Origin of the sequence: Kitasatospora sp. NPDC059795, assembly GCF_042732175.1 — a bacterium.
GTDB lineage: Bacteria > Actinomycetota > Actinomycetes > Streptomycetales > Streptomycetaceae > Kitasatospora.
Genome location: NZ_JBHWID010000001.1, coordinates 586,823 through 607,888, shown reverse-complemented (window position 1 = coordinate 607,888; position 21,066 = coordinate 586,823). Strand labels below are relative to the sequence as shown.

Genomic DNA, 21,066 nt, shown 5'->3' with positions numbered 1-21,066 from the left:
ATCAGCCTTTTCCCAGGTCCGCGCGGGTGTGCTGGTTGACGAACATCGCCCCGGTGAACAACACCTTGGCGTCCGCGTCCGACCACTCGTCCAGCAGCACCTGGGCGTCGTCCTCGCTCATGCCGTCGACTTCCGCGCCGGTGCCGTCCCGCTCGACGTGGCTGGCGGCGAGCAGCGCCGCCGGGAACGTCTCGACGTTGTAGTCCATGCCCTTGTCGGCCTGCTCCTCGGTCGGGGCGTGCTCGCGCAGAAGCGTCTCCCACACCGGGCGGGGCAGCGCCCGAAACGTCACCTCCACCGTGGCGTCCGACAGTGCCTGCTCGGCGGTGGCGAGGAGCGAACGGGCGATGACGACCTGCGGGTGACCCTCCACCTCGGCGCCACCCCGCCCGCCGTCAACACCGCCGCCGGCGGCTGCGGTTCGGGCTTCGGCTCGGGCCTTGGCGAGCTTCAGCTGCGCGTCGGTGACGGCCAGCTTCGCGGCGTCGTCGTCGCAGATCCGCACGGTCCGCTCCGGCAGCCGCCGGGCTCGGAGCCGGGCCATCTTCGCCCGCCAGTGCGCGTCCGCCGCGACCGCTGCCGCGGGCGGTTCGATGATGCTGGTGGTCATCGCCCGTCCCCTCAGCCCGCTGCCGCGGCCGGAACCGGCGCGTCCAGGGTCGGCAGATCCGAGATGGAGAAACTGACCTTGAACTTCGCCGGTTCGGTGCCGGTGCTGTAGCTCGGCGCGCGGGAGCCGACCCGGACCGGGAACACGTCCAGCGACTTCGACTGCGGAACGTCGCCCTTGCGGAGGATGCAGATGTAGCCCTGCGCATCCTTGGACAGCAGCTTCTCGACGCTGTCGCTGGCCAGGTCCTCGTAGAACGTCAGGGACGACGACGCGGCCTTGTCCTCGCCGGGGATCGACGTCGCGAACTGCGCGCCCAGGTCGGGGGTTTCGATCGGCGAGTTCTCCAACGACCAGCCTTCGATATCGCTGGTCTGCTTCGACAGGTCCGTGCCCGCGACCAGCTCGGGCCGGGTCGGGATGTTCGTGGCGGCGGCGATCGTCGTCAGGAACAGGATCTTGGTGACGCCGCGGCGCATGAACCGCTGCTGCGTGGATGCCACGCTCGACTCGCTTTTCCGGGGAGCCCAGGACCCGGTGAATCGTTCCGCCGGAGACCCGTCTTCCCCTGACGTCCACCCACGTCGGGGTGGTCGGGGAGCCAGCCCGTGCCGGCGGCCGGGCGTCCGTGCGGGGGCCTCCACGGTGAGGGTGCACACCCCCCGAAGACGGGGGCGGCGTGATCAGCTGTCAGGTGTCGTCACGTGCAGCACGATCCGCGAAATGTAACTGTATACGCCGTTCGAGACAGTGGGCCCGTCCTCCTTGTCGATCTCCCGGCCGATGACCGTGTGCCCGGCCGCGACGATCGCCGTCGCGAAGTCGCCCTTCGCGGTCTTCGCGAAGAACGCGAGCCGCACCTTGTCGGCCATCCACTCGGCCTGCTCGGCGGTCGTCCCGACGGAACTGACCTGGTACACCAGACGGCCGTCCGCCTGGCTGTCACCGAACGGAGGCCCGGACGCGGTACCGCCCTGCGGGTACAGCACCGTGTACGGGATCGTGTTGCCCGTCGGCTTGTCCGCCACGGCCGGCACCGCCCCGTAGCCGCAACTACGCCCGGTCGCCCCGCTGAGCGCGGCCTGCACCGCCAGCGACACGACCCGTCCCTGCACCGTCACCTACTCGTCTCCCTCGTCCTCGCCGCCGCTCGCGGCGTTGTCGTCGATCCGGCACGCCGTGACCTGCCCCGCAAGGTCCAGCTCGGCGTACCGCAGTAGCCCCGCCCGGTCCCACATCGGCATGTCCGCCGGCGACGCCTCCACGTACAGGCCCAGCTCGCCGGACTGTTCCTCCACGACCTCCAGCACCAGCACCGCGCGGGACAGCAACCCGGCTCCGTGGGCGTGCAGCACCCCGGCCACCGCCTGGTGCACGTCGTCGGTCAGTTGACTCACCGCACGATCCCTTCGGCGAGGTGGCCGAGCGCCGCGACGAACCCCGGGCCGAGACGGTCGACGGACGGGCCGACGTGCGGCAGCGGCGGCTGGTGGTAGACCCTGCCGAGGGAGTCCGCGCCGACGAACCCGTACTCCAGCCGGTTCGCCTGGGGCTTGTTCGTGCCGACGACCGCCTCGACCCCGGCGGCGGTGGCCCGCACTTCGGTGGTCCACGACCGGCGGTAGTCGCCCGTCGGCGCGTTCGGCCCGGGGCGGCCGGACGCGGCGGCCTTGATCGCCGTCTCCAGCAGCATCGCCTGATGGGAGACCACGGCCGCCGCGGCCGGTACCAGCGCCCCGGCCTCCGCTTCGAGACGAGCCGCGAGAACGCCGGCGTTGCTGCTCACCGCGGCCATCAGCCGGCCACCGGCTCGGGCTCGCCGGGCTGCCGCTTGCCGAGCGCCCACTCGGCGAGCTGGACGAGCAGCGCCCGCGTGAACTCGTTCGGGCCGCCGTCCTGAAGGTCGTGCCGGGCGAGCACGGCCCGCTCGGTCTCGGCCGGGTCGAGCGCGGCAAGGAACTGGGCGGCGGCCGGCCCCGGCTCGGGGTCCTCTCCGACCACGACTCGCGCAGCGCCTTCCCAGTCGGGGTTGACGTTCGGGCGGAGCACGAGAAGGAGTTCCGGGGCCTGCCCGGCGGCGTGCACCAGCTGGTAGGAGGCAACCTGGTCGGCGATGTCGTGGCCGTCGAGTTCCAGGCGGGCAGTCGGGCCGCTCGCCCGGATACGGACGCGGTGAACCTCGGAAGGTACGGGGGTGGGGGTCATGATCTTGAGCGTAGGAGCAGCAGCGGACACCAGCCGTTCCTGTCGGCCCTCCCCATGCCTCAGTGACGGGTGAACGCGCCAGGCAGCAGGCCCGCACGCCCCACATGCCGAGACCAGGCCGAACTCACACGGAGCAACACTCTATGCCTTATAGCGCGTTGAGTGAAAGGTGATTCTGGGAGACACCTGACCCCGCGCCGCCGTCGCAGATAGGAGCTAGCAGGAAACTCGCCGGAGCAACACTCTATGCATAACTTGAGAGTATTGTTCACGCGATCCCTCAGCGACCCGCCAAAAAGTCCCGGCATGGGCTATCGAAACGCACAGCAAGAGCGTTTCGGTCTGATACCGTCTGCTTCGCGGCAAGCCTCATGGCAGGCCGCTACCTCTCTCCATACAGGAAGGAGGTGAGACGGGATTTGAGCACTGGCGATCATTCGAACGCAGATTCGCCTGTGTGGAGATGGATCGGGCGAGCAGCCAGGGTGCTGACTATCGTCGTCTGCTTGATGCAGATTGTCGATCGCGCGCAGGAGTACTTGCGCATCGTCAACACCTGAGCCCGCAATGAGGGCCTCAGCGCCGCCAGCGCATGAGGCCCTCACTCCGCACCCGTCGGGGCGTCCTGCCGCCTGCATTCTGGGCCGGTGCCAGGGCGCCCCTTTTTGCGCGGTGCCAAGCCGTCCAGCCTGACGCGAAAAAGACTACCACAAAGAATGCACTCAACCTGCTTTTAACGGTCAATCTTTCGGCCTAGCGCCTAGCATTATGATCCTCGACGATCAACGGGCCATCAGCTGGCCAATAATTCAGCCCTGCCGCAGGGGTAGATTTCCGACCAGCGACAATGCGCGTTCGGCCTAGCAGGAATGCTCAATCTTTCGGAGCAACCCCGCAGGTCTCCGGCCAGCTCCGAGCGGGCGTCTCGCCAGCAAAAAGAGCCACCATATTTGAGTGCTCCACGACGCGTTTCACCGCGTTCATCTGGCACCCTCTACGCGACGATCACCTCGTCCAACCGAGTGACCCTGGCGACGGCGACGGTGCTGGCCTCCCCGGGGTCAAGGGCCTGCCACGCTCGGCCAGCCGTGCCGGCGTTCGGGGACGCTGCGGCGGTGACGGTGACAAGGTCGCCGCGTTGTGGGGTCGGCGCGGCAAGCGGGGTGACGAGGCCGTACCAGGACGCGGTGTCCTCCAGCCAACGGCCGCCAACAAGGTGTTCGACGGCGGCGAGGCCATGAGCGGACAGCACCGCGCCGGGCCCCTCCCACACCGTGGCGGTGGGGGTCGGGCCGACGAGGCCAGTGTCCGGGTCGAGGACCGGGGTCCCGGTCGGACGGGCGATCCGCACCTGATCGACCATCACCGTCGTCTCCAGCACCTGCCGGACGGATTCGAGGTCGGCGGGCTGCTCGGGCGTGAGGGTCATGCTGCGGCTCCCGCCTTCGTGATGCGCATCCACGTCACCCGCACCACCGAATGCGTGCCGGTCTCCCCCGGATCGAGAACCGTGAAGACCCGGCCGGCCGCCGCACCGTCGACGCTGCTCACGATCGTCACCTCGGCGGCCTCCGGGGCGACCGGCGCCGACAGCGGGGTGAACAGCCGGTACCGGCCGTCGCCGTCGTCCTTGTACGGCTGCCCGTCCAGGCGCAGCACCAGGCCCGGCCCGCCCGACGCCCGGTGCGCACCCGGCCCCTCGTACAGCACTTCGGGCGGGCCGGGAACGTACTGGCCGGTGTCCGGGTCAAAGACCGGGGTGCCGGGCACGCTGATCCGCACGGTCTCGTCGGACAGGAGCATCCGTTCGACGGCGGCGATCACTCCGCCGGGATCAGGCACAGCAGTACCAGGGGTGAGGGGTGGGGTGGTCATGGTTCGAGCGTAGGAACCGCGAGCGACATCCCGGCCCGCCCGGACGGGCCACCGAACAGCCATGGTGAGATGACCCGCGCAGCCACAGACCCGATTCACCCAGGCAGTTCCGGGAACAACCCCGGTGCGAGCCGCAGGAGTTCACGCCGGACCGTACCGTCCGGCGCGGCCTCGGTCCGGTAGGCGTACGGCACCGTCCCGCCCGGCAGGACCGCGACGCCTTCCTCGACGACCGGGCGGCCGCTGCTGATCGCCTCCAGCAGCAGATCGGCTTCGGCCGGAAGAACGTCGACGGGCGGCTTCCGGTGTCGACCCACGGGTCACCTCCGATCACTGGCTCACTGATCACGATGGCGCCAACCGAACGTCATGGGCGGTGATTCGGGACAGTTTCCCACGAGGACAGCAACCGGCCTCCTCCGCTCGACCGCCCCATTCCGGCATCGGATCGGCGCGCTATCGTCGGCCGCATGACCGACCAACAGCTCCCCCGTCTCGGCCTGTGGCCGGCCTGCGGCCACCAGGGACCCGAGGGCGGGACCTGTATCCGACCGCGCGGCCATCGCGAGCGCGCCGACGGCACCGAGCCACTCCTCCACCGCGATCTCGTCCACGAGTGGGAAGAGCAGCCCGAAGCGCCGTGGTCGGCGGACTTCGGCCTCGACACCGGCGGCTGACCGCCCCGGCGCAGGGGTCGTTTCGGACAGTTACCTATGAGGACAGTAAGGAGCACCTCGGCAACCCGAAACCGGTCCGACCCGCACTCCGCTGGCTCAACCTCACGTCGCCATCAGCACTTCCCTCCTCCGACGGCCGTGGCTACCGTCGGCTTCACACATTGACGGGGGACCAGTTCCACGGGAGCGGGCGGCGGGAGAGGAGGGTTTCCAGGCGGCGGTCGGCCTCGGCTTGAACTTCGGGCCTGCTGCTTCGTGCCGCCCATTCCGCGTAGTAGAGGTACGCGCCTATGCCGAACAGCGGGGTCAGCACCTGGTACTTCAGCCCGCCGTCGGCGGTGGTGACGTCGTGCCCGTAGGCGGCCGCGAAGTCCTCGTGGTGGGCGGCGTCGTAGCCGAAGACGTCGCGGGCCCACGCCATGCAGGCCCGGTCCCAGGCGGGGTCGCCGAGGTGCACGGTCTCCAGGTCGAGCAGGACGGCACCCTCGGGGGTGAGGGCCGCGTTGCCGAGGTTGAGGTCGCCGTGGACGGTGTAGGTCGACCAGGCGATGCGCTCGTGGGCGTGGGCGGCGTCCGCGAGGAGCTGGTGGAGATGGGCGCGGTCGCGGTCGGAGATCGCTTCCGACAGCAGCCCATCGATGCGGCGGGCCCTTGCCGTGATCCTGTCCGCCAGCGGTAGGCCGATCCGGGTGAGCGGCAGGGTGCGGTGCAGGCGGGCCGCGAGTTCGCCAAGCTGGCCCGGGGTAGGGCGCTGGTCGCCCAGGTCCTTGGTGAACGTGACGAGGTGGCCTCGCGCGCGCATCGGGTAGGCGATGCGCCCGACTGGGGCGGCGGTCGGGATACCGGCCGCCGTCAGTGCCTTGGCCGCACGGATCTGGAGCTTCGCCGCGCCGTGGGTGGTGCTGCGGCCGTGGACCTTGGCGACGACGCCGGCTTCGGGCAGGCGGAAGACCCAGTTCTGGGCCTCTTGGAGGAGCTGTGCACCGGTCGGGTTGAAGCCCTGGAGCAGGGCTGTCTCGGCCAACGCGGCCCGGACCTGTGTGGTGGCGGACATGAGGTGTTCCTTCGAGCGGTACTTCGGCGCGGTGACCCTGTCGTGGGACCGCCGGCAGCGGCTTCTCGTCGCGCGCGACAGGTCCTCGCCTACCTGGTGGGAGTCGAGGTGTGCGGGGCGGGGGTGGAGCTGGCCGGGGCGGGCGGGGCAACGACGCCGGAGTCGGAGCCGGAGCCGGAGCCCACGAAATGGCAGCCGACTGCCACCCCGACGGCCAGGAACACGAGCGCCCTCGGGCCCGGCCACCATTCCTTGGGGGTGTCCGGCTCGTGCGTGATCGTGTACCTGTCGCCCATCATGAGGTCCTTCGGTTGAGGCTGGGGGTTGCTGTCGTGCCACCGGGGTGCACCGGCAGCGTGCGCTGCCGTTGGGCTGCGACGACAAGCGCAACTGCGGTCGCGCCACGGGGGCGCTCCCCGCACGGTGTCGGTGATGCGGGCCCCACGGGAGTCGAGCTGCCCGTTTGGTGGTGCTGGTGGGGTGGCGCTGACGCGGTGGTGTCGGCGGCGGGCAACTTGTGCAGGCGCGGCACTCCGGGGACGTCGATGAAGCCGTTGACGGCGCAGGCGACGACGGCGCGGAGCACGCCGGGCATGCCGAGCGTCACGCAGGAATACTGCAAGCGGCTCTTGGCGGTGGTGGAGGGGATGCCGAGCATTGCGGCGGTCTCCCGGGGGGACAGGCCCGACGCGCGCAAGGCCAGGACCTCTACTTCCCCGGGGCTCAGCGGGCGCGGCAGTTCCGTCGGGGCGGCCACGTCCTCCGGCGGGACGATCCGGTGCGCGAGTCCCGCAAGAGCGGTCAACTGCCTGCCGTCCACGCCGAGGCGCTGGCGGATCCGGCGGAGCCGAATCTTCACGGTGTCGCGTGCGATGAACAGCTGCGCGCCGGCTTGGTCGTACGAAAGGCCCCGGGCGAAGAAGCGGAAGGTGTCAACGAGATGCGGCGGCCAGTCGCCGGGTCGCGGCGCGTCGGCGAACGCCTCCTCGAATCGCTCCGCCGCCAACGCCAGCGCCCCCTGTCGGGGCCGGGTCTGAGGTTTGGAGAGGGTGGTGATGGTCATGGAGGACTTTCGACTCAGGTAGTGCCGGGCCCGCGCCGGGCCCGGGTGCGCGGGACGTCAACGGGCCGGAGCTGCTGGGCCGCGGCTGCGGCCGGTATGGGGGGTGCCGTCCCGGCCGGGCCGGGACGGCACCCGTTCGGTCAGTGGCGGAAGACGACGACGGGCCGGTTCATCACGACCCACAGCCCGTGGCGGCCCCAGCGGGTGATCTGGGGTGCGTGATCGGAAAACGCCTGCACCTCGGGGCTGGTCGGGGTCTCGGAGCTGATGAGCGCGTCGGGGAGTTCGTCGGAGACGTGGGTCCGGTCGATCGGGCCGATCCCGCCGGGCGGCAGGTCCGCGTCGGGGACGAGTTGACGGATCTTGTCGGGCCCGTGTCCGGTGGTGGCCCGGTCGGCGCCCGTCTGCCCGAGCACGGTCGCCGCGTACCGGCCGACGTCCACCATGTGGCGGTACGCCATGAGCCGGTCGGCCTGGTCGTCGGGCCGCATCGTGCCGTCGGGGTCGAGGATCGAGCGGTTCAGCGCGTAGGCGCGGTCCTCTACGTTGTCCAGGGTGAGCGGGCAGCCCCACTCGGGCCAGGAGTTGAAGTCGCCGGCCACGAAGCCCAGTCGGCCGTCGTGGACCATGTTCGACAGCAGCCACCTGAGCTGGTCGCCGCGGGCCGAGGGGTTGCCGAAGTCGAGGTGGATTGAGGCGACCGACAGCTTGCGCCTGCTGAGGGCGCCGGTGGCGGGATCGATGAGGTGGAGCCTCGCGGTGGCGGGGCGGTGCCGGATCTCCGGCGGGTAGGGCGTCCACCCGGGGTCGGGCTGGAACACGGCGGCGTCGTAGAGCAGGGCGTTGCGGGAGCCGGGGCGGACGTTGGGGGCCTCCACGAAGGCCAGGCCGAGGCGTTCGGCGACCATCGCCGCCTGGTCTTCCTGGAGCTCTTGCAGCGTCAGCAGGTGCGGACGGATGCCGGTCTCGTGGGCGCGCCGGTCGATCCACTCCAAGAACTGGTTGAGCTTCCAGCCGTGCTGGATGTTCGCATTGACGTGCTCGATGACGTCGTCGGGGTCGTGGGGCTCGTCCGTGACGGCCGTGGGTGTGGTGGACATGCGGGATGCCTCTCTGTGGCGGGTATGGGGTGGGCGGCGCGCCGGGGGTTGCGCCGTGTCCGGCCTGCGGGGGCGCGCGGGCCCGTGACGGGCCGGGCGGCGCGCTCACTGCGGCGACCACGGAGCGGCCCTGCCGGCGGCGACGTCGGAGGCAGTGACCCGCGCGGCCAGCTCCAGTCGTCGCCGGTCCTCTTCGGGGAGGCGGTGGTGCAGGGCGCTTGGGAAGGCCGATCAACGGGAGCGGTGTTCCACGGCAGTGGGGTTGAGGGATTCTGCACACAGTCGGGTGAGCCACTGGACGGTGCGGCCGTCGGCTGCCCGGTCGCCGCCGACGCGTGCGAAGTGGTCGTCCAGCAGCGTGGCCACCACGCGGCCCGGTTCGGGACCGTCGGCTCGCAGCAGCGCGGCACGGTACGCGGTGAGGGCTTGGGCGCGGCGCTGCCACGCCTGGGCGAGCACGTAGCCCTCCCCGGGGGTACTCAACACGGCGGTCTGGCCGGCGAGTTCGACGGCGTTGGTCCGCACGGCGCGGGGGACGGGCATGCGGGTGTCCGACAGGTGCTCCAGCAGCCAGGAGCGCCCGTCGGCGGGGCCGAGCAGTGCGGTGGCCAGGCGCAGCATGCTTGCCGCTGTGACTGCGGCGGGCTCGGCCTGTTCGGCGTGCTGGTAAGCGAGTTGGGCGCGGACGGCGCGGGAGTCGGCTGCGAAGACGTGCTGTGCGGCGCCGAGCGCCGCGCCGCGTCCGAACTGTCCGAGGTGGGGGCGGTAGGTGTCGAAGGCGATGCGGGTCAGCAGGCCTTCGAGTCGCAGCGTGCGGGCCCACTCCCCGATTCGCTCGGCGGCGTCCGTCCAGGCGGACGGGTCGGGCAGCAGCAGGTAGAGGTTCAGGTGCGGTTCCGGGGCGGCGGCGCGGTCGAACCACCACGTCGCCGGGCGGGCCGGGCTCTCCGTCAGTTCGGCTGTGCGGGTGAGGACTTCGTTCGCCCGGTGCGGGTTTCCGTGCAGGCGGGCGACCAGGACGGAGGACATGCCGGGCAGCTGCCAGTCGCGGCTGCCGCTCTCCCGCGCCGGGCGGCGGGCTGCAGGCAGCGGCTCGCGGGTGGTGTGGAGCTGCGCGGTGATCTCCACTGTGCGGCCGCCGCACCACTCGTTGTCGGCCGGGGTGGGGGCTTCGATCAGGGTCGCCCGGTTGCCGTACGCCAGGTGGTTGCGCAGCAGCAGCAGGTGGTCGGGCACCGACAGGTCCAGCGGAAGCCTCGTGCCGTGGTGCGACAGGTGGACGCGGCCGGGGACGCGGTAGCGGTCGAGCCACGTACGGGCAGCCGACTTCCACGCCTCCCACGGTGTGTCCGGGCCCGGGAGGTCCGCGGCGGTCAGGTTCCACCGCGCCGGCGACAGCACGGCCCGGCCGTGCACCACACGGGGCAGCACAGGCAGGCCGGACGCGGCGATGCCCCAGTGGAAGGCAGCCGGCCACCGGTGGAACGCCGTGCCGATCTCGGCGAGGAACCGGACCATCGGCCGGGCGCTCGATCGCAGGCCCACCGCCGTCAGGACTCGCGCCTCGATCGGGCGGCCGTCGGCCAGCGACACCAGCCACATGCGCTGTTCGTCCGCGCACACCCCGATCCCGCCCGCGTCCACCGTGTCCACCCCGGGCTGCGGGTGCTCGCCCACCGCGAGGACGGGCAGCAGCGCCGGGACGCGGGCCGCGTTGGCCGCGCGGGTGTGCAGGGGCGGAGCGGACACCTGTACCACCCGGGCGTCGGCCCGGGCCGGGGGCGCGCCGCGCAGCGCCGCTTCTACCTCGGCGCGATCCCCCGGGTCCAGCAGGTGCAGGAACCGTCCGACTGTCGTCCCGGACGGCCTCGGCTGGGCGTCAACAACCACCCCGTACCGTTCTGGTGCTCCGTGCCGCCCGGGCGGCCCGGCTGCGACCAGGCGGACCGTCAGCTCCAGGTGCGGCGGCATCGTTTCGGCCGCCGGCAGGGGCATGATCGTGCTGATCAGCGGACCGTCGAGGCGGATCTCCGTCAGGCCCCGCACAGCGGCTTCCTGCGCCAGCGCCAGCAGCCTGGCGTCCCTGTCTCCGAACGGCCCGGCCGTCGCGTCCGGCAGTACTGACCCGCGGTAGCCGGCGGGGAAGCCGAGTCCGGTGTCGGCGCTCACCAGCTCCAGCAGCGGCACCACCGTCCCCGGTCCCCAGTTGTCGAGGAAGCGGCGCCGGTAGTCCGCCCACACCGGGTCTCCGTCGGGGTTCGGTGACAGTCGTACCAGGGCGTCGGCCGCGTCGGTGATCAGCGTCGTCACTCCGGCGGGAAGCGCCAGCGGCCCGGCGTCGATGCGCAGGTCCATCGTCAGCATCGGGCCGGTGACGCCGCGCGCCGCCTTCCGCGCGGTGAGCTGTCCGCGCACCACGCGGCGCATCGTCGGGCTGGCCGCCTGGTTGTGGGTGTCCATCTCCTGCGCGATGTAGCGGAGTTCCGCGAAGAGCGGTTCGGCGGCGGGCGCGCGGTCCGCGCCGGTCTCGGCAGCGACTGCCAGGACGTGTCGCAGAGGATCCACGACGGTCATCGGCGGCCGCAGCGCGCTGGTCAGCAGCCCGGCTGTCAGTAGCTCCCCCACCAGTCGGCGGGCCTCGCCCGTGTCCAGGTGCTTGAATTCCCGAGTCAGGTGCCCGGTCAGCTCGGCGAGCGTGTACGCCGCCCCCGCACCGGCGGCGTTCAGCGCCGCGAGGACCGGGCCGGTGGCCCTGACGGATCCTTCCGTGCCGCCGTCCCGGTCCGCCGGCACGACCCGGCCGCCGCGCCGCACCCGCAGCGGGTCGGCCACCACCGGCAGTTCGTCGCCGACCAGCGTCTCCACCTCATCCAGCATCCCGGCGAGCCATCGTGTGTCCGGCCGGATCACGACCTGGCCCGCGCCCCACCGGGGAGCTACCGGGACGTCGCCGAACCGTGCGACGCCCACCCCTGCCAGCAGGCCGGTCGGCGTCGGCCGAGTGCGCGCCAGGACGTGGATCATCACCTTCTCGACCAGATTCCGCAGCGCAGGAGTGGAGATCTCCGCGCCATCGACCGCCTCTGACACCCGCTGCGCCAGCATCGCGCCGCCGGAGCCGGTGGATTCCAGGACCTCCCTGAACTCGGGCACTGCGACGTGGGCGAGCCACCGCCGCCACGTCTCGACGGCGCCGGTTCCCTCGTCGGCGAGGCCCGGCCACCACTTCGGCACGCTGTGGGCGGGCAGGGACGCGGCACGGACAAGGGCCGGGCCGGCAATGCGGTACACGGTGTTCACCTCTGGGATCGACGGGGCGGACAGGTGGAAGGAACGAGGACGGAACGGGGTTCGGAGGACTCGGGCGTCAGGCCGCTGCCAGCACCCGTACAGGGATGCCAAGGTCGGCGAGGCGTGCGCGCAGCTTCGACGGCTGCGCGGCCGAGCCCGCCTCCATGCCGGCGGCGCGCGCACCGGTCACGGCGACCGGCTGGGCGGCGGCGAAGAACATGTGCTCCGGGTGCAGGCCCATGCGGTCGGCCACGGCGACGAAGGCGAGCGGGCTCGGCATCGTGACGGCCAGTTCGGCGGACGGGAAGGCCTCGACGTTGAGCCGGTGCGCGTTCAGGACCGTGTGCAGGGAATCGGTCGCGTTGGCGAGCACCGCGCACCGCACACCGCTGTCCTGCACCCGCCGCACCACGTCGGCCACCGCGCCGTTCAGATGCCCCCGCTCGGCCCGCCACGCGCGCACCGCCGCGCTCGCGGGCACGGTGCCGACCTCCTCTGCCAAACGCCGACGCACACCGTCCACCCACTTCCGCTCCGTGATCAGGCCCAGCAGCGCCGCTTCGTGAGAGGGGTGCTGGAAGGCGTGGCGGGCGATCGTGCCCGGCACCAGGTCCGCCGCCCGGTCGCCGGCCGCCGGGGCGGCGCTGGAGTCCACCAACACCGCCGCGTCGAAGAGGACCGCGTCCGGGCTCGGACTCGAACTGCCGCGTCTACGCAGGAACTTCCAGGTCCGCTGGCTGAGCGGCACCGGGGATCGCTCGGGCCGGGCTCTGCCGGGCGGGGCCAGGAACTGGGAACCCGAGGGGTGAGGTATCACGCGGTCACCGCCCAGCCCGGTGGAGGCCTCGGCGTCGCCAGCGGTCAAGAGCGAAGCGCCGCCGACTGGCAGGACACCGAGAACCGCTCGGCGTGTCCGGCACCGGCGGCCCGTCGACCGCCAGTGCCGGCGTCTTCGCCCTGATGTTTTCTGCCTCGCGGCGCAGCAGGTGAGCCCACACCAGGTCGTTGAGCCTCCGGATGCAGTCGGCGCACGCGTACATGGGCGCGGTGGCGCCGGCGACGGTGACGGGGCCGATCCACATGATTCGGGTCCACTGCCCGCAGTAGAGCCAGCACAGGCCGTCCACCCAGCCGTTGCCGTCGTCAGCGGTCGGCAGCGCGGGGCGGCCTCCCCGGGTGAACTCGGCGAGGCCCTGCACCGTCAGGTGATACGGCGCGACCGCGTCGGGCAGCAGCATCAGCAGGCCTCCCGTCCGCCGGGCGCGACCGGTTCGGCGTCGGCCAGGAACAGCACCAGGTGGCCGGGGCGCGACTCGGCCAGGGACTCCGCGCCGACCAGGCGCAGTGCCGGCATCCGTCCTTCACCACGTCGGTCGGGGGTGACCGTCAGCAGAGTCCGGCCGTTCCACGCGCAGGCGCGGGCCATGAGCCCGTCGTGGCGGACCTCGACGCCGGGGGTGAGCTGACCGGGGGTGGCCAGGTAGGCCCGTGCGACACGGTCGCCGCCGGGGAGCGCCCACCGAACCGCTTCCTCCGGGCTGGGACCGCCCGGCGCGTGGACCTCGCACCGCAGGCCTGCCTCGTAGGTGACGGTGGTGGAGGTGTAGCGACGCGGGGTGCCGTCGATGGACGCGGTGATCGTCGCCGGTCCGGGCTCGTCCGCGAGGAGCAGTACCGGTATTCGGGTCAGGGCGACGGTGTCGGCCGCTTGATCGCCGAGCACGGTCAGGGTGTTCATGTCGTCGGGTCCTTGGAGTGGATCAAGTGCGGTGTGGATGGCCGGATGGCCGGATCACGGCTGGGCCCGCACGGGAAGCGGGTGTGTCGGTGAAGGGGGGTCGCGCTACCTGGCGGTCAGGTCGTTATGGGCCCGGAGGCGTTGGTCGACGGCCTGGTCGGCGCGATGCCCGGGGCCGGGCTGCCGATGTCGGCCAGGGCGGCGTTGATGACGGCGAGTTGTTGCGAGGCGCGGAACGGGTCCAGTCGACGGATGCACTTGCCGATCAGGTCCGCCCGGCGGCGGTCGGTGGTGCTCTGGAGTCTGTCGATCAGCCTGCTGGCGGCGCGGCCGTCGCTGATCAGCAGTTCGCTCGGGAGGAACCGGTCGATGGTGGCGATGTCGGTGGGGCCTAGCGGCAGGCATCCGGCGAGCACCGCCTCGGGCAGCCGTTGGGAGATCGCCCCGGTGTCGGCGTAGCGGGGTGGGGCGAGCAGCACCGTTGTCACCGCGCGGCAGTGGAGCTGCTGGGCGGCGGCGAACGGGCGGCGGCCGGCGAACACGACGTGGGGCCAACGGTCGGTGTCGGTCCACTTCCCGATGACCTGGTGCAGGTGGTCGTGGGCGGCGGGCGCGAAGAAGCGGTCGAAGTGCTCGTCGCGGCCGTACTGGTTGCCGACATAGCCGAGCGCCCATGGGCGGCGGCCGCTGGCGAGTTGTTCGGGGTCGGCGGTGTCGAGGACGTGGTCGGCCACGGGCACCCGCAGGGTCCGCGCGCCGGGAGGCGGGTGCCCGGCGGGGTCGAGGACCCGCACGGTCGGGTTGGTACGCAGCGGGTCGTCGGCGGCGAGAGTCCGGTCGAGGTCCCAGATCAGGGTCGGCACGCCGCGTGCGGTGTAGTGGTCGAGGAGTTCTTGTTGGCGGTGGAGGTCGCAGGTGTGGCCGGGGGTGCCGCAGGCGGTGATGTTGCGGCCGGGCAGCGGCCAGCGCCATTCCAGGAACAGGGCGTCGAGGTCGGGCAGGCCCTGGTGCCAGGTGTAGGGGCCGGGCACGTCGTGGCCGGCTTCGGCGAGGTCGCGGTTGGGTTGGAGGAGGACGGGTTGGTGGTCGGTGGCGAGGGTGTTGAGCATGGTGGTCCGCCAGGACCGGCCGCCGTCGGGGGTGTCGGCGATGCCGTCGCCGAGGAAGCCCCAGTGGCTGTAGCCGAGGCGCATCAGGTCTCCTGGGTGACGGCGGCGATCAGTTCGTCGAGGTGGCCGCGGTTGCTGGTGCCGGGGATCGGGGCGACGTGGGGGCCGCGGTCGAGGAGGTGGCGCAGTGCCTTGGCCGCGCCGTCCGGCCCGGTGTGGCGTCCGGCGTTCAGGGGGCGGTAGGGGATGTAGGGGATGCCGAGGTCGTGGCAGTGTTCCAGGGCGGGGTCGTCGGGTTCGTCCAGGTTGAGGACGTTCTGCACGGCGTCGATGGGGATGGTGGCGCGGGCCTGCTCGATCTGGTCGACGGTGACCTTGGAGAGGCCGATGGCGCCGATCTTGCCTTCTTGCTGGAGTTCGGCGAGGGTGCCGACCTGGTCGGCGAGCAGGACGGTGGGGTCGACGCGGTGCAGGTAGCACAGGCCGATGCGCTCCACTGCGAGGCGGCGCAGGGAGGCTTCGACGGCGGCGCGCAGGTATTCGGGGCGGCCGAGGGGGTGCCACACGTTCGGGGCGGGGCGGACCATGCCGACCTTGGTCGCGATGAGCAGGTCGTCGCTGTAGGGGTGGAGGGCCCAGCGGATGAGGTCTTCGACGGTGTGGGGGCCGTAGGCGTCGGCGGTGTCGATGTGGTTGATGCCGGAGTCGACGGCGTGCCGGAGCAGGCGCACCGCGCCAACCCGGTCGGTCGGGTCGTCCCAGGTGCCGGGTCCGGTCAGGCGCATCGTGCCCAGGCCGAGGCGGGCGACGGTGACTCCGGCGAGGGTGAGGGTGCCGCCGGGGCGGGAGCCGGTCACGAGGCCACCGCCAGGCGCGTGTGAACGGTGGCGACGGCGGTTTGCACGGCGGCGTCGTGCTGCTCGTAGGTGACGGCGCGCAGCCGGCGCTGGAAGGAGCTCTCGGAAAGGAGGCTGTGCAGGTGCCAGTCGACTGCGGCCCGGAAGGCGGTGTCGGTGTAGGCGGGGTCCTTGCGGGGGTGTTCGCCGAGCGGGATGTCGGGGTCGAGGACGGTGGCCAGCAGCAGGGCGTGCTCGCGGGTGTGGAGGTCGGCGATGGCGCTGAGGATGTGCAGCTCGTCGTCGACCGGCTGTTCGCGGCGCAGCTCCATCGCGGCGTGCAGGTAGGCGAGTGCGTCGTGGGGGGTGCGGTCGACGATGACCACGTCGGCGTCGATGCCGGCGGCCAGGGTGTCGGCGCTTCCCGCCGTGATGATCCACTCGGTGGAGGTGACGGTGTGGCGGAGCATCTTGGGGAAGCCGAGTTCGGCGGCGCGCCGGGCCAGGCCGGAGGTGCGGGCGACGTTGAGGCCCGCAGCCCGCAGCTCCATCTCGATGCGCTTGGCGAGGGTGGTCTTGCCGGTGGAGTGGGTGCCGGCGATTCCGATCACGACGGGCGGGTTGGCTACCACAGGGTCTGCTCCTCTTGGGCGGGTTCGGGGGTGCCGGGCATGTTCGGGGGCACGGCCGTTGCGCGCAGTTCGGTGAAGGTCATGCCGGCGGCGAGGGTGAGCAGCAGCCGGGCGGTGACCTGGGCGTCGTAGGCGGCGCGGTGGCGCTGGCCGGTGATGCCGGTGAGGTCCAGGCCGAGGTGGACGATGAGCTTGTCCAGGCCGTGGCCGGGGGCGTCCGGGACCAGGGTGCGGGCCAGGCGCAGGGTGTCGATCACCCCGGCGGGCTTCCAGGTCGGCAGGTGCCGGGTGAGGACCGAGTACTCGGTGGAGGCGTTGTGCGCGACGATCCACGCCCCATCGAGGTCCGCCTTCACCTTGGGGGCGATGTCCTCCCAGGACGGGGCCCCGGCGACATCCCGGTCGGTGAGCTGGTGGACCCGGGTGGCGAACGGGGTGATCGGGCGCGGCGGCCGGATCAGGGTGGTCCTGACCGAGTCGAGCCGGGCCCGGCCGCCGGCCACGGGGACGGCGGCGATCTCGACGAGGTCCGGCGGGGTCTGCCCGTTGCCCTCGACGTCCACGACGAGCAGCAGCGGCCAGTCGGCGGTCCGGGCGTCGATGGCGGGGTTCGGGGTGGTGGTCACGGCGTCTCTCCCTGGGCGGCCTGTCCGGACCAGCCGATCTCGGCTCGCCCGTGCCGGCCGTGGTGGTGCGGCTTGGTCCGGTCGTGGACCTGGAAGCCGAAGCCGTGCTGCAGGAAGTAGCGAGGCGGCTCGTCCAGGCCCTCGACGATGATGGCCCGCTCCGTGATCTCGACCGCGGCCACCGCGCCGAGCTCCCGGGCGGCGGTCTCGACGGCGCCCAACTCCGGTGCCCTCCAGGCGTCTCGGCACAGGCCCAGCTGCGCCACCGGGCAGATGTCGCACAGCTCCCGGATGCCGTAGTGCCCGTTGTAGTCGGCCTCTCCGTGGGCGTGGGCGACGGCGCAGCTGGTCTTGCGGAACAGCGGGCCCCACGGGGCGGCGCTGTCCTGCGGGCGGTGGAAGGCCGCGAGGATCCGCTTCTCGGACAGCTCGGGCATGATCTTGCGGCGGGCGGTGTCCTCGTACGGCTCGGGCAGGCCGTTCTCGCGGTAGTAGGCGGCGATCTCGTCGCGGAAGAACAGGCCGGTGAACACGGTGGCGTGCGCGTGCTGGGAGAGTTCCAGGGCGCGGGCGATGTGCTCGTCGGAGTCGTTGAGGCCCGGCACGATCGGTCGCCAGTACAGGACCGTGCGGTAGCTCTCGGCGTGCTCGAACAGGGTCTTGAGGCTCGTCGCCGCGATGCGGGAGTCCACCGGCTCGATGCCGGGGTGGTCGATGCCGGAGTGCGTGACCAGCACGGTCAGCTTGATGTTGGTGAACGAGTTGAGGACGGCACAGTCCTCCTCGGTGACCCGCCAGCGGGTGATCACCAGAACGTGGTTGCGCAGGCCCTTGTCGTCCAGGCGCCGAAGTACCTCGAAGGTGTGGGGCTTGACGACGGGCAGCATCGGATCGGTGGCGCGGTTGAACAGCTGGAGGGGGGTGATGTGCGGCCGGAAGTACGGGTGGCCGGTGAGGAGTTCGACGGCTTCCTCGTCGCTCATCAGGGCGCGCGGGGTCTTCAGCTCGAAGTTGTCGAACAGGTGCCGCACGCAGTATCCGCACTCCAGCGGGCAGCCGATGATGTGGTTCAGCGACAGGCCGGACTTGCGGTACTCGATCGGGTCGGCCAACTCGGGCTTCAGCGCGCCGATCTGCTCCGGGTTGAGGACCGGGAGCGGGCGGCGGATGCGGGGAGTGGTGGTCAAGGTGCTCTCTCCTTAAGGGCGGTTGGTGCGGGAGGGAGGTGCTTGAGTTTCAGGCGGCGGCCTGGGTGGTGAGGAGGTCGCGGCGGTCGGCGCCGAACCAGGTACCGAAGTCCCGTGCCACGACGACCGGGGCGTCGCTGGTGTGGATCAGGTTCTCCACCAGCCGGCCGTCCGCACGGGCCGCGGTCAGGCTGTCGGTGCCGAAGTCGCCGCGGATCGTGCCCGGGTCGGCCTGCTGCGGGTCGAAGTGCCCGAGTGCGTTGCGGAGCAGTCCGGGGGTGCCAGCCGGGCCGCGGGCGAGGGCGACCTGAACGGCCCGGCCGACGTATGCCCGCTCCAGGCAGCCGGCCACGTCCAGGGGCTTCCACCAGTCGGCGTCGACCAGCATGTCCCAGTAGTGGACGTGGATCTGCCACGGCAGGACCGTCACCGGCATCGAGTGGACGATGTCCACCCCGGTCCTGGCGGTGACCGCGTCCAGGACCCGGCCGACGAGACCACGTCGGACACAGTCCGGCTTGAGGAGGATCACGCTGAACCGCGACCAGTCCACCTCGGCCACCACGCCCCCGGCCACGGTCGGGCGGCCGTTCACGCGGCGGCCCGCTGCGGCATCCGGGAGGGCCAGCGCCGCTCCACCTGCCAGCGGTGGGCCGGGCTGAGCGCCGCCAGCACCTCGTCCTCCACCGGGTCGGCGGCGCAGTGGACCAGTTGCCGCTGCACCTCGAACAGCAGGACGACCTGCCGCCAGTACGGGTCCAGGCCCAGTCGGGCGAGGTCGGCCGGCGTGTACTGCATCTGGTTGGTGCGTAGTACCTGCTCGTGGACGAGGACCTGCCGGATCACCGCCCGGTCGGTGTCCGTCGGCATCGAGACCGGGGCGAAGCGGTCCGGCGCGCCGGACCGGCTCGCGCCCTCCTCCAATACGGCTTCCACGCGTGGGAGTTCGGCGACCGCCACGTGCAGGGAGCCGACGTGGTGGGTGTAGGTGCCGAGTTCCAGGCCGAGCTGTCGGGCCGCGAACTCCTGGATGAAGGTGAAGGAGAAGACGTCGGCGAGCAGGCCGCGGTTGGCGTCGTTGGCCCGCATGTAGGCGACCATGTGCAACTTGCTCTCGCGGGCGAGGAGCTGGAGTCCGATCAGGCACGGCACGTCCGGGCTGGCGGGGTCGTCCAGCGATCCCGGCCAGAACACCGGCAGGAAGGCGCGCTTGGAGTCCTTCTCCGCCCGGAGCAGTTCCAGGACCTGGTCGAAGGCCTTCGGGAAGATCCGGACCCCGTAGGCGGAGCCGGCGATCGTGGCCCCGTCGCCGGAGTCCCGGCGGCGGCGCGGCGCGTAGTAGGCGATCATGTCGAGGTCGTTGCGGCCCGCGAGGTACCACAGCGCCTCGGCGTAGTGGTAGATCGGGTTGACGGGCCTGTGCTGGAGGAACAGCGAGCGCGCTCGGGGCTCGGTCAGGGTGAACGACGCCCCAAGGCACTCGTGGCTGTGGTTGCCGCGCGGGGCGTTGACGAACGACGGGTCCGTGAGGTGTTCCAGGGCTTCCAGGTACGCCCGCTCGAACGTCGGGAACTGGGGAGCGGCAAGCATGATGGCACCTCCTAGGCGCGTTGAGCGGTTGGTGTTCGAGGTTGCGGGACGGCCCGCCCGCGCTTCTGGCGGGCGGCGGCCGAGTGGGCCGCGCCGGACTCGCAGGGCGGCGCGGCCCGTGCCCTCGCGGCGGCCGTCGGATCGGGGAGAGGTGTGGCGCGCCGCGGGGGTGGGGTGTTGCGGGGCCTAGATCAGGCCGCTGATCAGGGCGCGGGCGTCGTCGCCGAACGCGGCGATGCTGCGCAGGCGGTCGAAGGCGTCCCGGAAGCGGTTGACGGCCGCCGGGTCGTTGACCGTGGAGGGGCCGTTGAAGTGGTCGAGTTCGACCCGGACGGAGTTGAGGATCGTGAACGGGTGGGGCTGGATCAGCACGGTGCTCGCGGGGATGACGCCGAGGCGCATGCCCGGAAGGCCGGTGCACTCCAGCAGGTAGGCCAGCTGCTCGCGGATCACGTCCCGCTCCGCGACGGGCGCGGTCAGGGCCTGCTCGGTGAGGATGATCTCGAACTCGCGGTCGCCGTCGATGAGTTCCCTGCGGGCCAGCCTCGCCCGCAGGGCCGCCTCGATGTCCTCGGACGAGGCGGAGTACAGCGCCTGGGAGCCGTCGAAGATCGCACGGGCGTACCGCTCGGTCTGGAGGGTGCCGTGCACGAGGCCGTTCTCGTACGCCTGGATGAGGGTGGCGGAGCGGTTGAGTTCGAGGATGGTGGTCTGGATCGGCTCCAGCTCCATCGCGGTGGCGAGGTTCACGTGGTTCTCCTCTTCTACCGGGCCCTGCGGGCAGGGACTTGTGTGGGCGAGACCGCCGTCGTTGACGGCCTCCGCTGTGCGCTTCCGCCGTGGTGCAGGATCGGCGGAGGTGTGCGGCGGCGAACGGGTCGGCCGCCGCACGTTCTGGGGTGGACGCCGGCGGGCGCGCTCGGCGTCGGGCCGGGTCAGGTGGTGAAGGGGTGACCCGCCTGAATGAGCTGGAGTCGCGCGGCGGTGAGGGCTCGGCCGAGGTCCAGCGGGTCCGTCAGGCCGGGTGCGCAGCCGGGGGCAGCTCGCGGAGGATTCAGCCACCGGCGCCCGGCGGCCTCCCGGTCGGCCGGCGGGCACTGCACGTCGCGGAGCGGCTCTTGGCTGCCGTCCAGCAGCATGGTTCCCGCGCTCTGCCACACGGGGGGCCGGACGTTCGCCAGGAACTCGACGAGCGTGAGTCGTTGGTCGACGATCACCGGGCCGAGACGCTGGGGTGCCTGCGTGGACAGCACGTGGAACGCGGCTCGGCCGAGATGTTCGTCGGTGACGCGCACCAAGGCGAAGGCCGTTCCGACGGGCACCGCCGCGGTGCTGCCGGAACTCCACTTCGCCTGTACCGCGTCCGGGCGAGGGGCCTGCTTGGCCAGCCAGAGCATGCCCGCCGTGACGGCCATGCTCGACACCTCGGTTAAGTCCGTGCTGCTCAACTCTTCGACTCTCTTTGCCAGTTAG

27 protein-coding genes are annotated in these 21,066 nt (G+C 71.7%); 1 reads left to right on the top strand and 26 read right to left on the bottom strand.

Annotation, left to right across the window (positions count from 1 at the left end; translation table 11 throughout):
- Nucleotide 1: 1 nt before the first annotated feature.
- From ACFV4P_RS02915 to ACFV4P_RS02875, 9 genes are all read right to left on the bottom strand, one after another.
- Nucleotides 2-610, bottom strand: a complete 609-nt coding sequence (locus tag ACFV4P_RS02915) for a hypothetical protein (protein WP_380466599.1) — start codon at nucleotides 608-610, stop codon at nucleotides 2-4.
- 11 nt (nucleotides 611-621) lie between these two features.
- Entirely contained in the window at nucleotides 622-1,089 is a 468-nt protein-coding gene (locus ACFV4P_RS02910; protein ID WP_380466597.1) for a hypothetical protein, read from the bottom strand.
- 204 nt (nucleotides 1,090-1,293) lie between these two features.
- A complete protein-coding gene (locus ACFV4P_RS02905) occupies nucleotides 1,294-1,710 on the bottom strand; it encodes a hypothetical protein (RefSeq protein WP_380466595.1) in 417 nt (138 codons plus the stop codon).
- Nucleotides 1,711-1,731: 21 nt separating this feature from the next.
- The gene (locus ACFV4P_RS02900; protein WP_380466594.1) at nucleotides 1,732-2,007 is read right to left on the bottom strand and encodes a hypothetical protein; all 276 of its coding nucleotides are present in this window, start codon (nucleotides 2,005-2,007) and stop codon (nucleotides 1,732-1,734) included.
- On the bottom strand, nucleotides 2,004-2,396 hold the full coding sequence (locus ACFV4P_RS02895) for a hypothetical protein (protein WP_380466592.1): 393 nt from the start codon (nucleotides 2,394-2,396) through the stop codon (nucleotides 2,004-2,006). Before ACFV4P_RS02895 ends, ACFV4P_RS02900 begins: the two co-directional genes overlap by 4 nt.
- 8 nt (nucleotides 2,397-2,404) lie before the next feature.
- Complete coding sequence (locus tag ACFV4P_RS02890; protein ID WP_380466591.1) at nucleotides 2,405-2,815, bottom strand: hypothetical protein; 411 nt, start codon at nucleotides 2,813-2,815, stop codon at nucleotides 2,405-2,407.
- Nucleotides 2,816-3,809: 994 nt separating this feature from the next.
- Nucleotides 3,810-4,244, bottom strand: coding sequence for a DUF6093 family protein (locus tag ACFV4P_RS02885; RefSeq protein WP_380466589.1), 435 nt, complete (start codon nucleotides 4,242-4,244; stop codon nucleotides 3,810-3,812).
- Nucleotides 4,241-4,690, bottom strand: coding sequence for a DUF6093 family protein (locus ACFV4P_RS02880; RefSeq protein ID WP_380466587.1), 450 nt, complete (start codon nucleotides 4,688-4,690; stop codon nucleotides 4,241-4,243). Before ACFV4P_RS02880 ends, ACFV4P_RS02885 begins: the two co-directional genes overlap by 4 nt.
- A gap of 95 nt (nucleotides 4,691-4,785) precedes the next feature.
- Nucleotides 4,786-5,007, bottom strand: coding sequence for a hypothetical protein (locus tag ACFV4P_RS02875; protein ID WP_380466585.1), 222 nt, complete (start codon nucleotides 5,005-5,007; stop codon nucleotides 4,786-4,788).
- A 153-nt stretch (nucleotides 5,008-5,160) separates the two neighbouring features.
- Here ACFV4P_RS02875 and ACFV4P_RS02870 point away from each other — a divergent pair, with 153 nt between their 5' ends.
- The gene (locus ACFV4P_RS02870) at nucleotides 5,161-5,367 is read left to right on the top strand and encodes a hypothetical protein (protein ID WP_380466583.1); all 207 of its coding nucleotides are present in this window, start codon (nucleotides 5,161-5,163) and stop codon (nucleotides 5,365-5,367) included.
- 154 nt (nucleotides 5,368-5,521) lie between these two features.
- Here the strand turns inward: ACFV4P_RS02870 and ACFV4P_RS02865 are convergent, their stop codons facing one another.
- From ACFV4P_RS02865 to ACFV4P_RS02785, 17 genes are all read right to left on the bottom strand, one after another.
- On the bottom strand, nucleotides 5,522-6,421 hold the full coding sequence (locus ACFV4P_RS02865) for a phosphotransferase family protein (protein ID WP_380466581.1): 900 nt from the start codon (nucleotides 6,419-6,421) through the stop codon (nucleotides 5,522-5,524).
- 89 nt (nucleotides 6,422-6,510) lie between these two features.
- Complete coding sequence (locus ACFV4P_RS02860; RefSeq protein WP_380466579.1) at nucleotides 6,511-6,717, bottom strand: hypothetical protein; 207 nt, start codon at nucleotides 6,715-6,717, stop codon at nucleotides 6,511-6,513.
- Nucleotides 6,717-7,484 carry a helix-turn-helix transcriptional regulator gene (locus ACFV4P_RS02855; RefSeq protein WP_380466577.1) on the bottom strand — a complete coding sequence of 256 codons (768 nt, stop codon included), beginning with the start codon at nucleotides 7,482-7,484 and terminating at the stop codon, nucleotides 6,717-6,719. The genes ACFV4P_RS02860 and ACFV4P_RS02855 overlap by 1 nt, the downstream gene beginning before the upstream one ends.
- A 140-nt stretch (nucleotides 7,485-7,624) precedes the next feature.
- Nucleotides 7,625-8,584, bottom strand: coding sequence for a hypothetical protein (locus ACFV4P_RS02850; RefSeq protein ID WP_380466575.1), 960 nt, complete (start codon nucleotides 8,582-8,584; stop codon nucleotides 7,625-7,627).
- Nucleotides 8,585-8,815: 231 nt separating this feature from the next.
- On the bottom strand, nucleotides 8,816-11,875 hold the full coding sequence (locus ACFV4P_RS02845) for a lantibiotic dehydratase (RefSeq protein ID WP_380466573.1): 3,060 nt from the start codon (nucleotides 11,873-11,875) through the stop codon (nucleotides 8,816-8,818).
- A 76-nt stretch (nucleotides 11,876-11,951) separates the two neighbouring features.
- Entirely contained in the window at nucleotides 11,952-12,623 is a 672-nt protein-coding gene (locus ACFV4P_RS02840; RefSeq protein ID WP_380466571.1) for a hypothetical protein, read from the bottom strand.
- Nucleotides 12,624-12,696: 73 nt separating this feature from the next.
- The gene (locus ACFV4P_RS02835) at nucleotides 12,697-13,113 is read right to left on the bottom strand and encodes a hypothetical protein (protein ID WP_380466569.1); all 417 of its coding nucleotides are present in this window, start codon (nucleotides 13,111-13,113) and stop codon (nucleotides 12,697-12,699) included.
- On the bottom strand, nucleotides 13,113-13,613 hold the full coding sequence (locus ACFV4P_RS02830; RefSeq protein WP_380466567.1) for a hypothetical protein: 501 nt from the start codon (nucleotides 13,611-13,613) through the stop codon (nucleotides 13,113-13,115). The genes ACFV4P_RS02835 and ACFV4P_RS02830 overlap by 1 nt, the downstream gene beginning before the upstream one ends.
- A 116-nt stretch (nucleotides 13,614-13,729) precedes the next feature.
- Nucleotides 13,730-14,806 (bottom strand): hypothetical protein, encoded by a 1,077-nt coding sequence (locus ACFV4P_RS02825; protein ID WP_380466565.1) that lies wholly within the window; start codon nucleotides 14,804-14,806, stop codon nucleotides 13,730-13,732.
- Nucleotides 14,806-15,579: an aldo/keto reductase gene (locus tag ACFV4P_RS02820; protein ID WP_380466563.1), complete on the bottom strand. Its 774-nt coding sequence runs from the start codon at nucleotides 15,577-15,579 to the stop codon at nucleotides 14,806-14,808. Before ACFV4P_RS02820 ends, ACFV4P_RS02825 begins: the two co-directional genes overlap by 1 nt.
- The gene (locus ACFV4P_RS02815; RefSeq protein ID WP_380466561.1) at nucleotides 15,576-16,190 is read right to left on the bottom strand and encodes an AAA family ATPase; all 615 of its coding nucleotides are present in this window, start codon (nucleotides 16,188-16,190) and stop codon (nucleotides 15,576-15,578) included. Before ACFV4P_RS02815 ends, ACFV4P_RS02820 begins: the two co-directional genes overlap by 4 nt.
- Complete coding sequence (locus tag ACFV4P_RS02810) at nucleotides 16,184-16,816, bottom strand: exonuclease domain-containing protein (protein WP_380466560.1); 633 nt, start codon at nucleotides 16,814-16,816, stop codon at nucleotides 16,184-16,186. The genes ACFV4P_RS02815 and ACFV4P_RS02810 overlap by 7 nt, the downstream gene beginning before the upstream one ends.
- Nucleotides 16,813-18,003 (bottom strand): radical SAM protein, encoded by a 1,191-nt coding sequence (locus ACFV4P_RS02805; RefSeq protein WP_380466558.1) that lies wholly within the window; start codon nucleotides 18,001-18,003, stop codon nucleotides 16,813-16,815. Before ACFV4P_RS02805 ends, ACFV4P_RS02810 begins: the two co-directional genes overlap by 4 nt.
- Before the next feature lie 49 nt (nucleotides 18,004-18,052).
- Entirely contained in the window at nucleotides 18,053-18,598 is a 546-nt protein-coding gene (locus tag ACFV4P_RS02800) for a nucleoside-diphosphate kinase (RefSeq protein WP_380466556.1), read from the bottom strand.
- Nucleotides 18,595-19,593 (bottom strand): thymidylate synthase, encoded by a 999-nt coding sequence (locus tag ACFV4P_RS02795; RefSeq protein ID WP_380466554.1) that lies wholly within the window; start codon nucleotides 19,591-19,593, stop codon nucleotides 18,595-18,597. The genes ACFV4P_RS02800 and ACFV4P_RS02795 overlap by 4 nt, the downstream gene beginning before the upstream one ends.
- 186 nt (nucleotides 19,594-19,779) lie before the next feature.
- A complete protein-coding gene (locus ACFV4P_RS02790; RefSeq protein WP_380466552.1) occupies nucleotides 19,780-20,343 on the bottom strand; it encodes a DUF5753 domain-containing protein in 564 nt (187 codons plus the stop codon).
- A gap of 185 nt (nucleotides 20,344-20,528) precedes the next feature.
- The gene (locus tag ACFV4P_RS02785) at nucleotides 20,529-21,041 is read right to left on the bottom strand and encodes a hypothetical protein (protein ID WP_380466550.1); all 513 of its coding nucleotides are present in this window, start codon (nucleotides 21,039-21,041) and stop codon (nucleotides 20,529-20,531) included.
- Between the last annotated feature and the right edge of the window lie 25 nt (nucleotides 21,042-21,066).

Excerpts from the sequence above, each read along its gene's own strand:
- ACFV4P_RS02890 (WP_380466591.1), bottom strand. The coding sequence starts at position 2,815 with ATGACCCCCACCCCCGTACCTTCCGAGGTTCACCGCGTCCGTATCCGG.
- ACFV4P_RS02855 (WP_380466577.1), bottom strand. The coding sequence starts at position 7,484 with ATGACCATCACCACCCTCTCCAAACCTCAGACCCGGCCCCGACAGGGG.
- ACFV4P_RS02835 (WP_380466569.1), bottom strand. The coding sequence starts at position 13,113 with ATGCTGCTGCCCGACGCGGTCGCGCCGTATCACCTGACGGTGCAGGGC.
- ACFV4P_RS02870 (WP_380466583.1), top strand. The coding sequence starts at position 5,161 with ATGACCGACCAACAGCTCCCCCGTCTCGGCCTGTGGCCGGCCTGCGGC.
- ACFV4P_RS02850 (WP_380466575.1), bottom strand. The coding sequence starts at position 8,584 with ATGTCCACCACACCCACGGCCGTCACGGACGAGCCCCACGACCCCGAC.
- ACFV4P_RS02865 (WP_380466581.1), bottom strand. The coding sequence starts at position 6,421 with ATGTCCGCCACCACACAGGTCCGGGCCGCGTTGGCCGAGACAGCCCTG.
- ACFV4P_RS02830 (WP_380466567.1), bottom strand. The coding sequence starts at position 13,613 with ATGAACACCCTGACCGTGCTCGGCGATCAAGCGGCCGACACCGTCGCC.
- ACFV4P_RS02860 (WP_380466579.1), bottom strand. The coding sequence starts at position 6,717 with ATGGGCGACAGGTACACGATCACGCACGAGCCGGACACCCCCAAGGAA.
- ACFV4P_RS02915 (WP_380466599.1), bottom strand. The coding sequence starts at position 610 with ATGACCACCAGCATCATCGAACCGCCCGCGGCAGCGGTCGCGGCGGAC.
- ACFV4P_RS02825 (WP_380466565.1), bottom strand. The coding sequence starts at position 14,806 with ATGCGCCTCGGCTACAGCCACTGGGGCTTCCTCGGCGACGGCATCGCC.
- ACFV4P_RS02880 (WP_380466587.1), bottom strand. The coding sequence starts at position 4,690 with ATGACCACCCCACCCCTCACCCCTGGTACTGCTGTGCCTGATCCCGGC.
- ACFV4P_RS02910 (WP_380466597.1), bottom strand. The coding sequence starts at position 1,089 with ATGCGCCGCGGCGTCACCAAGATCCTGTTCCTGACGACGATCGCCGCC.
- ACFV4P_RS02885 (WP_380466589.1), bottom strand. The coding sequence starts at position 4,244 with ATGACCCTCACGCCCGAGCAGCCCGCCGACCTCGAATCCGTCCGGCAG.
- ACFV4P_RS02795 (WP_380466554.1), bottom strand. The coding sequence starts at position 19,593 with ATGCTTGCCGCTCCCCAGTTCCCGACGTTCGAGCGGGCGTACCTGGAA.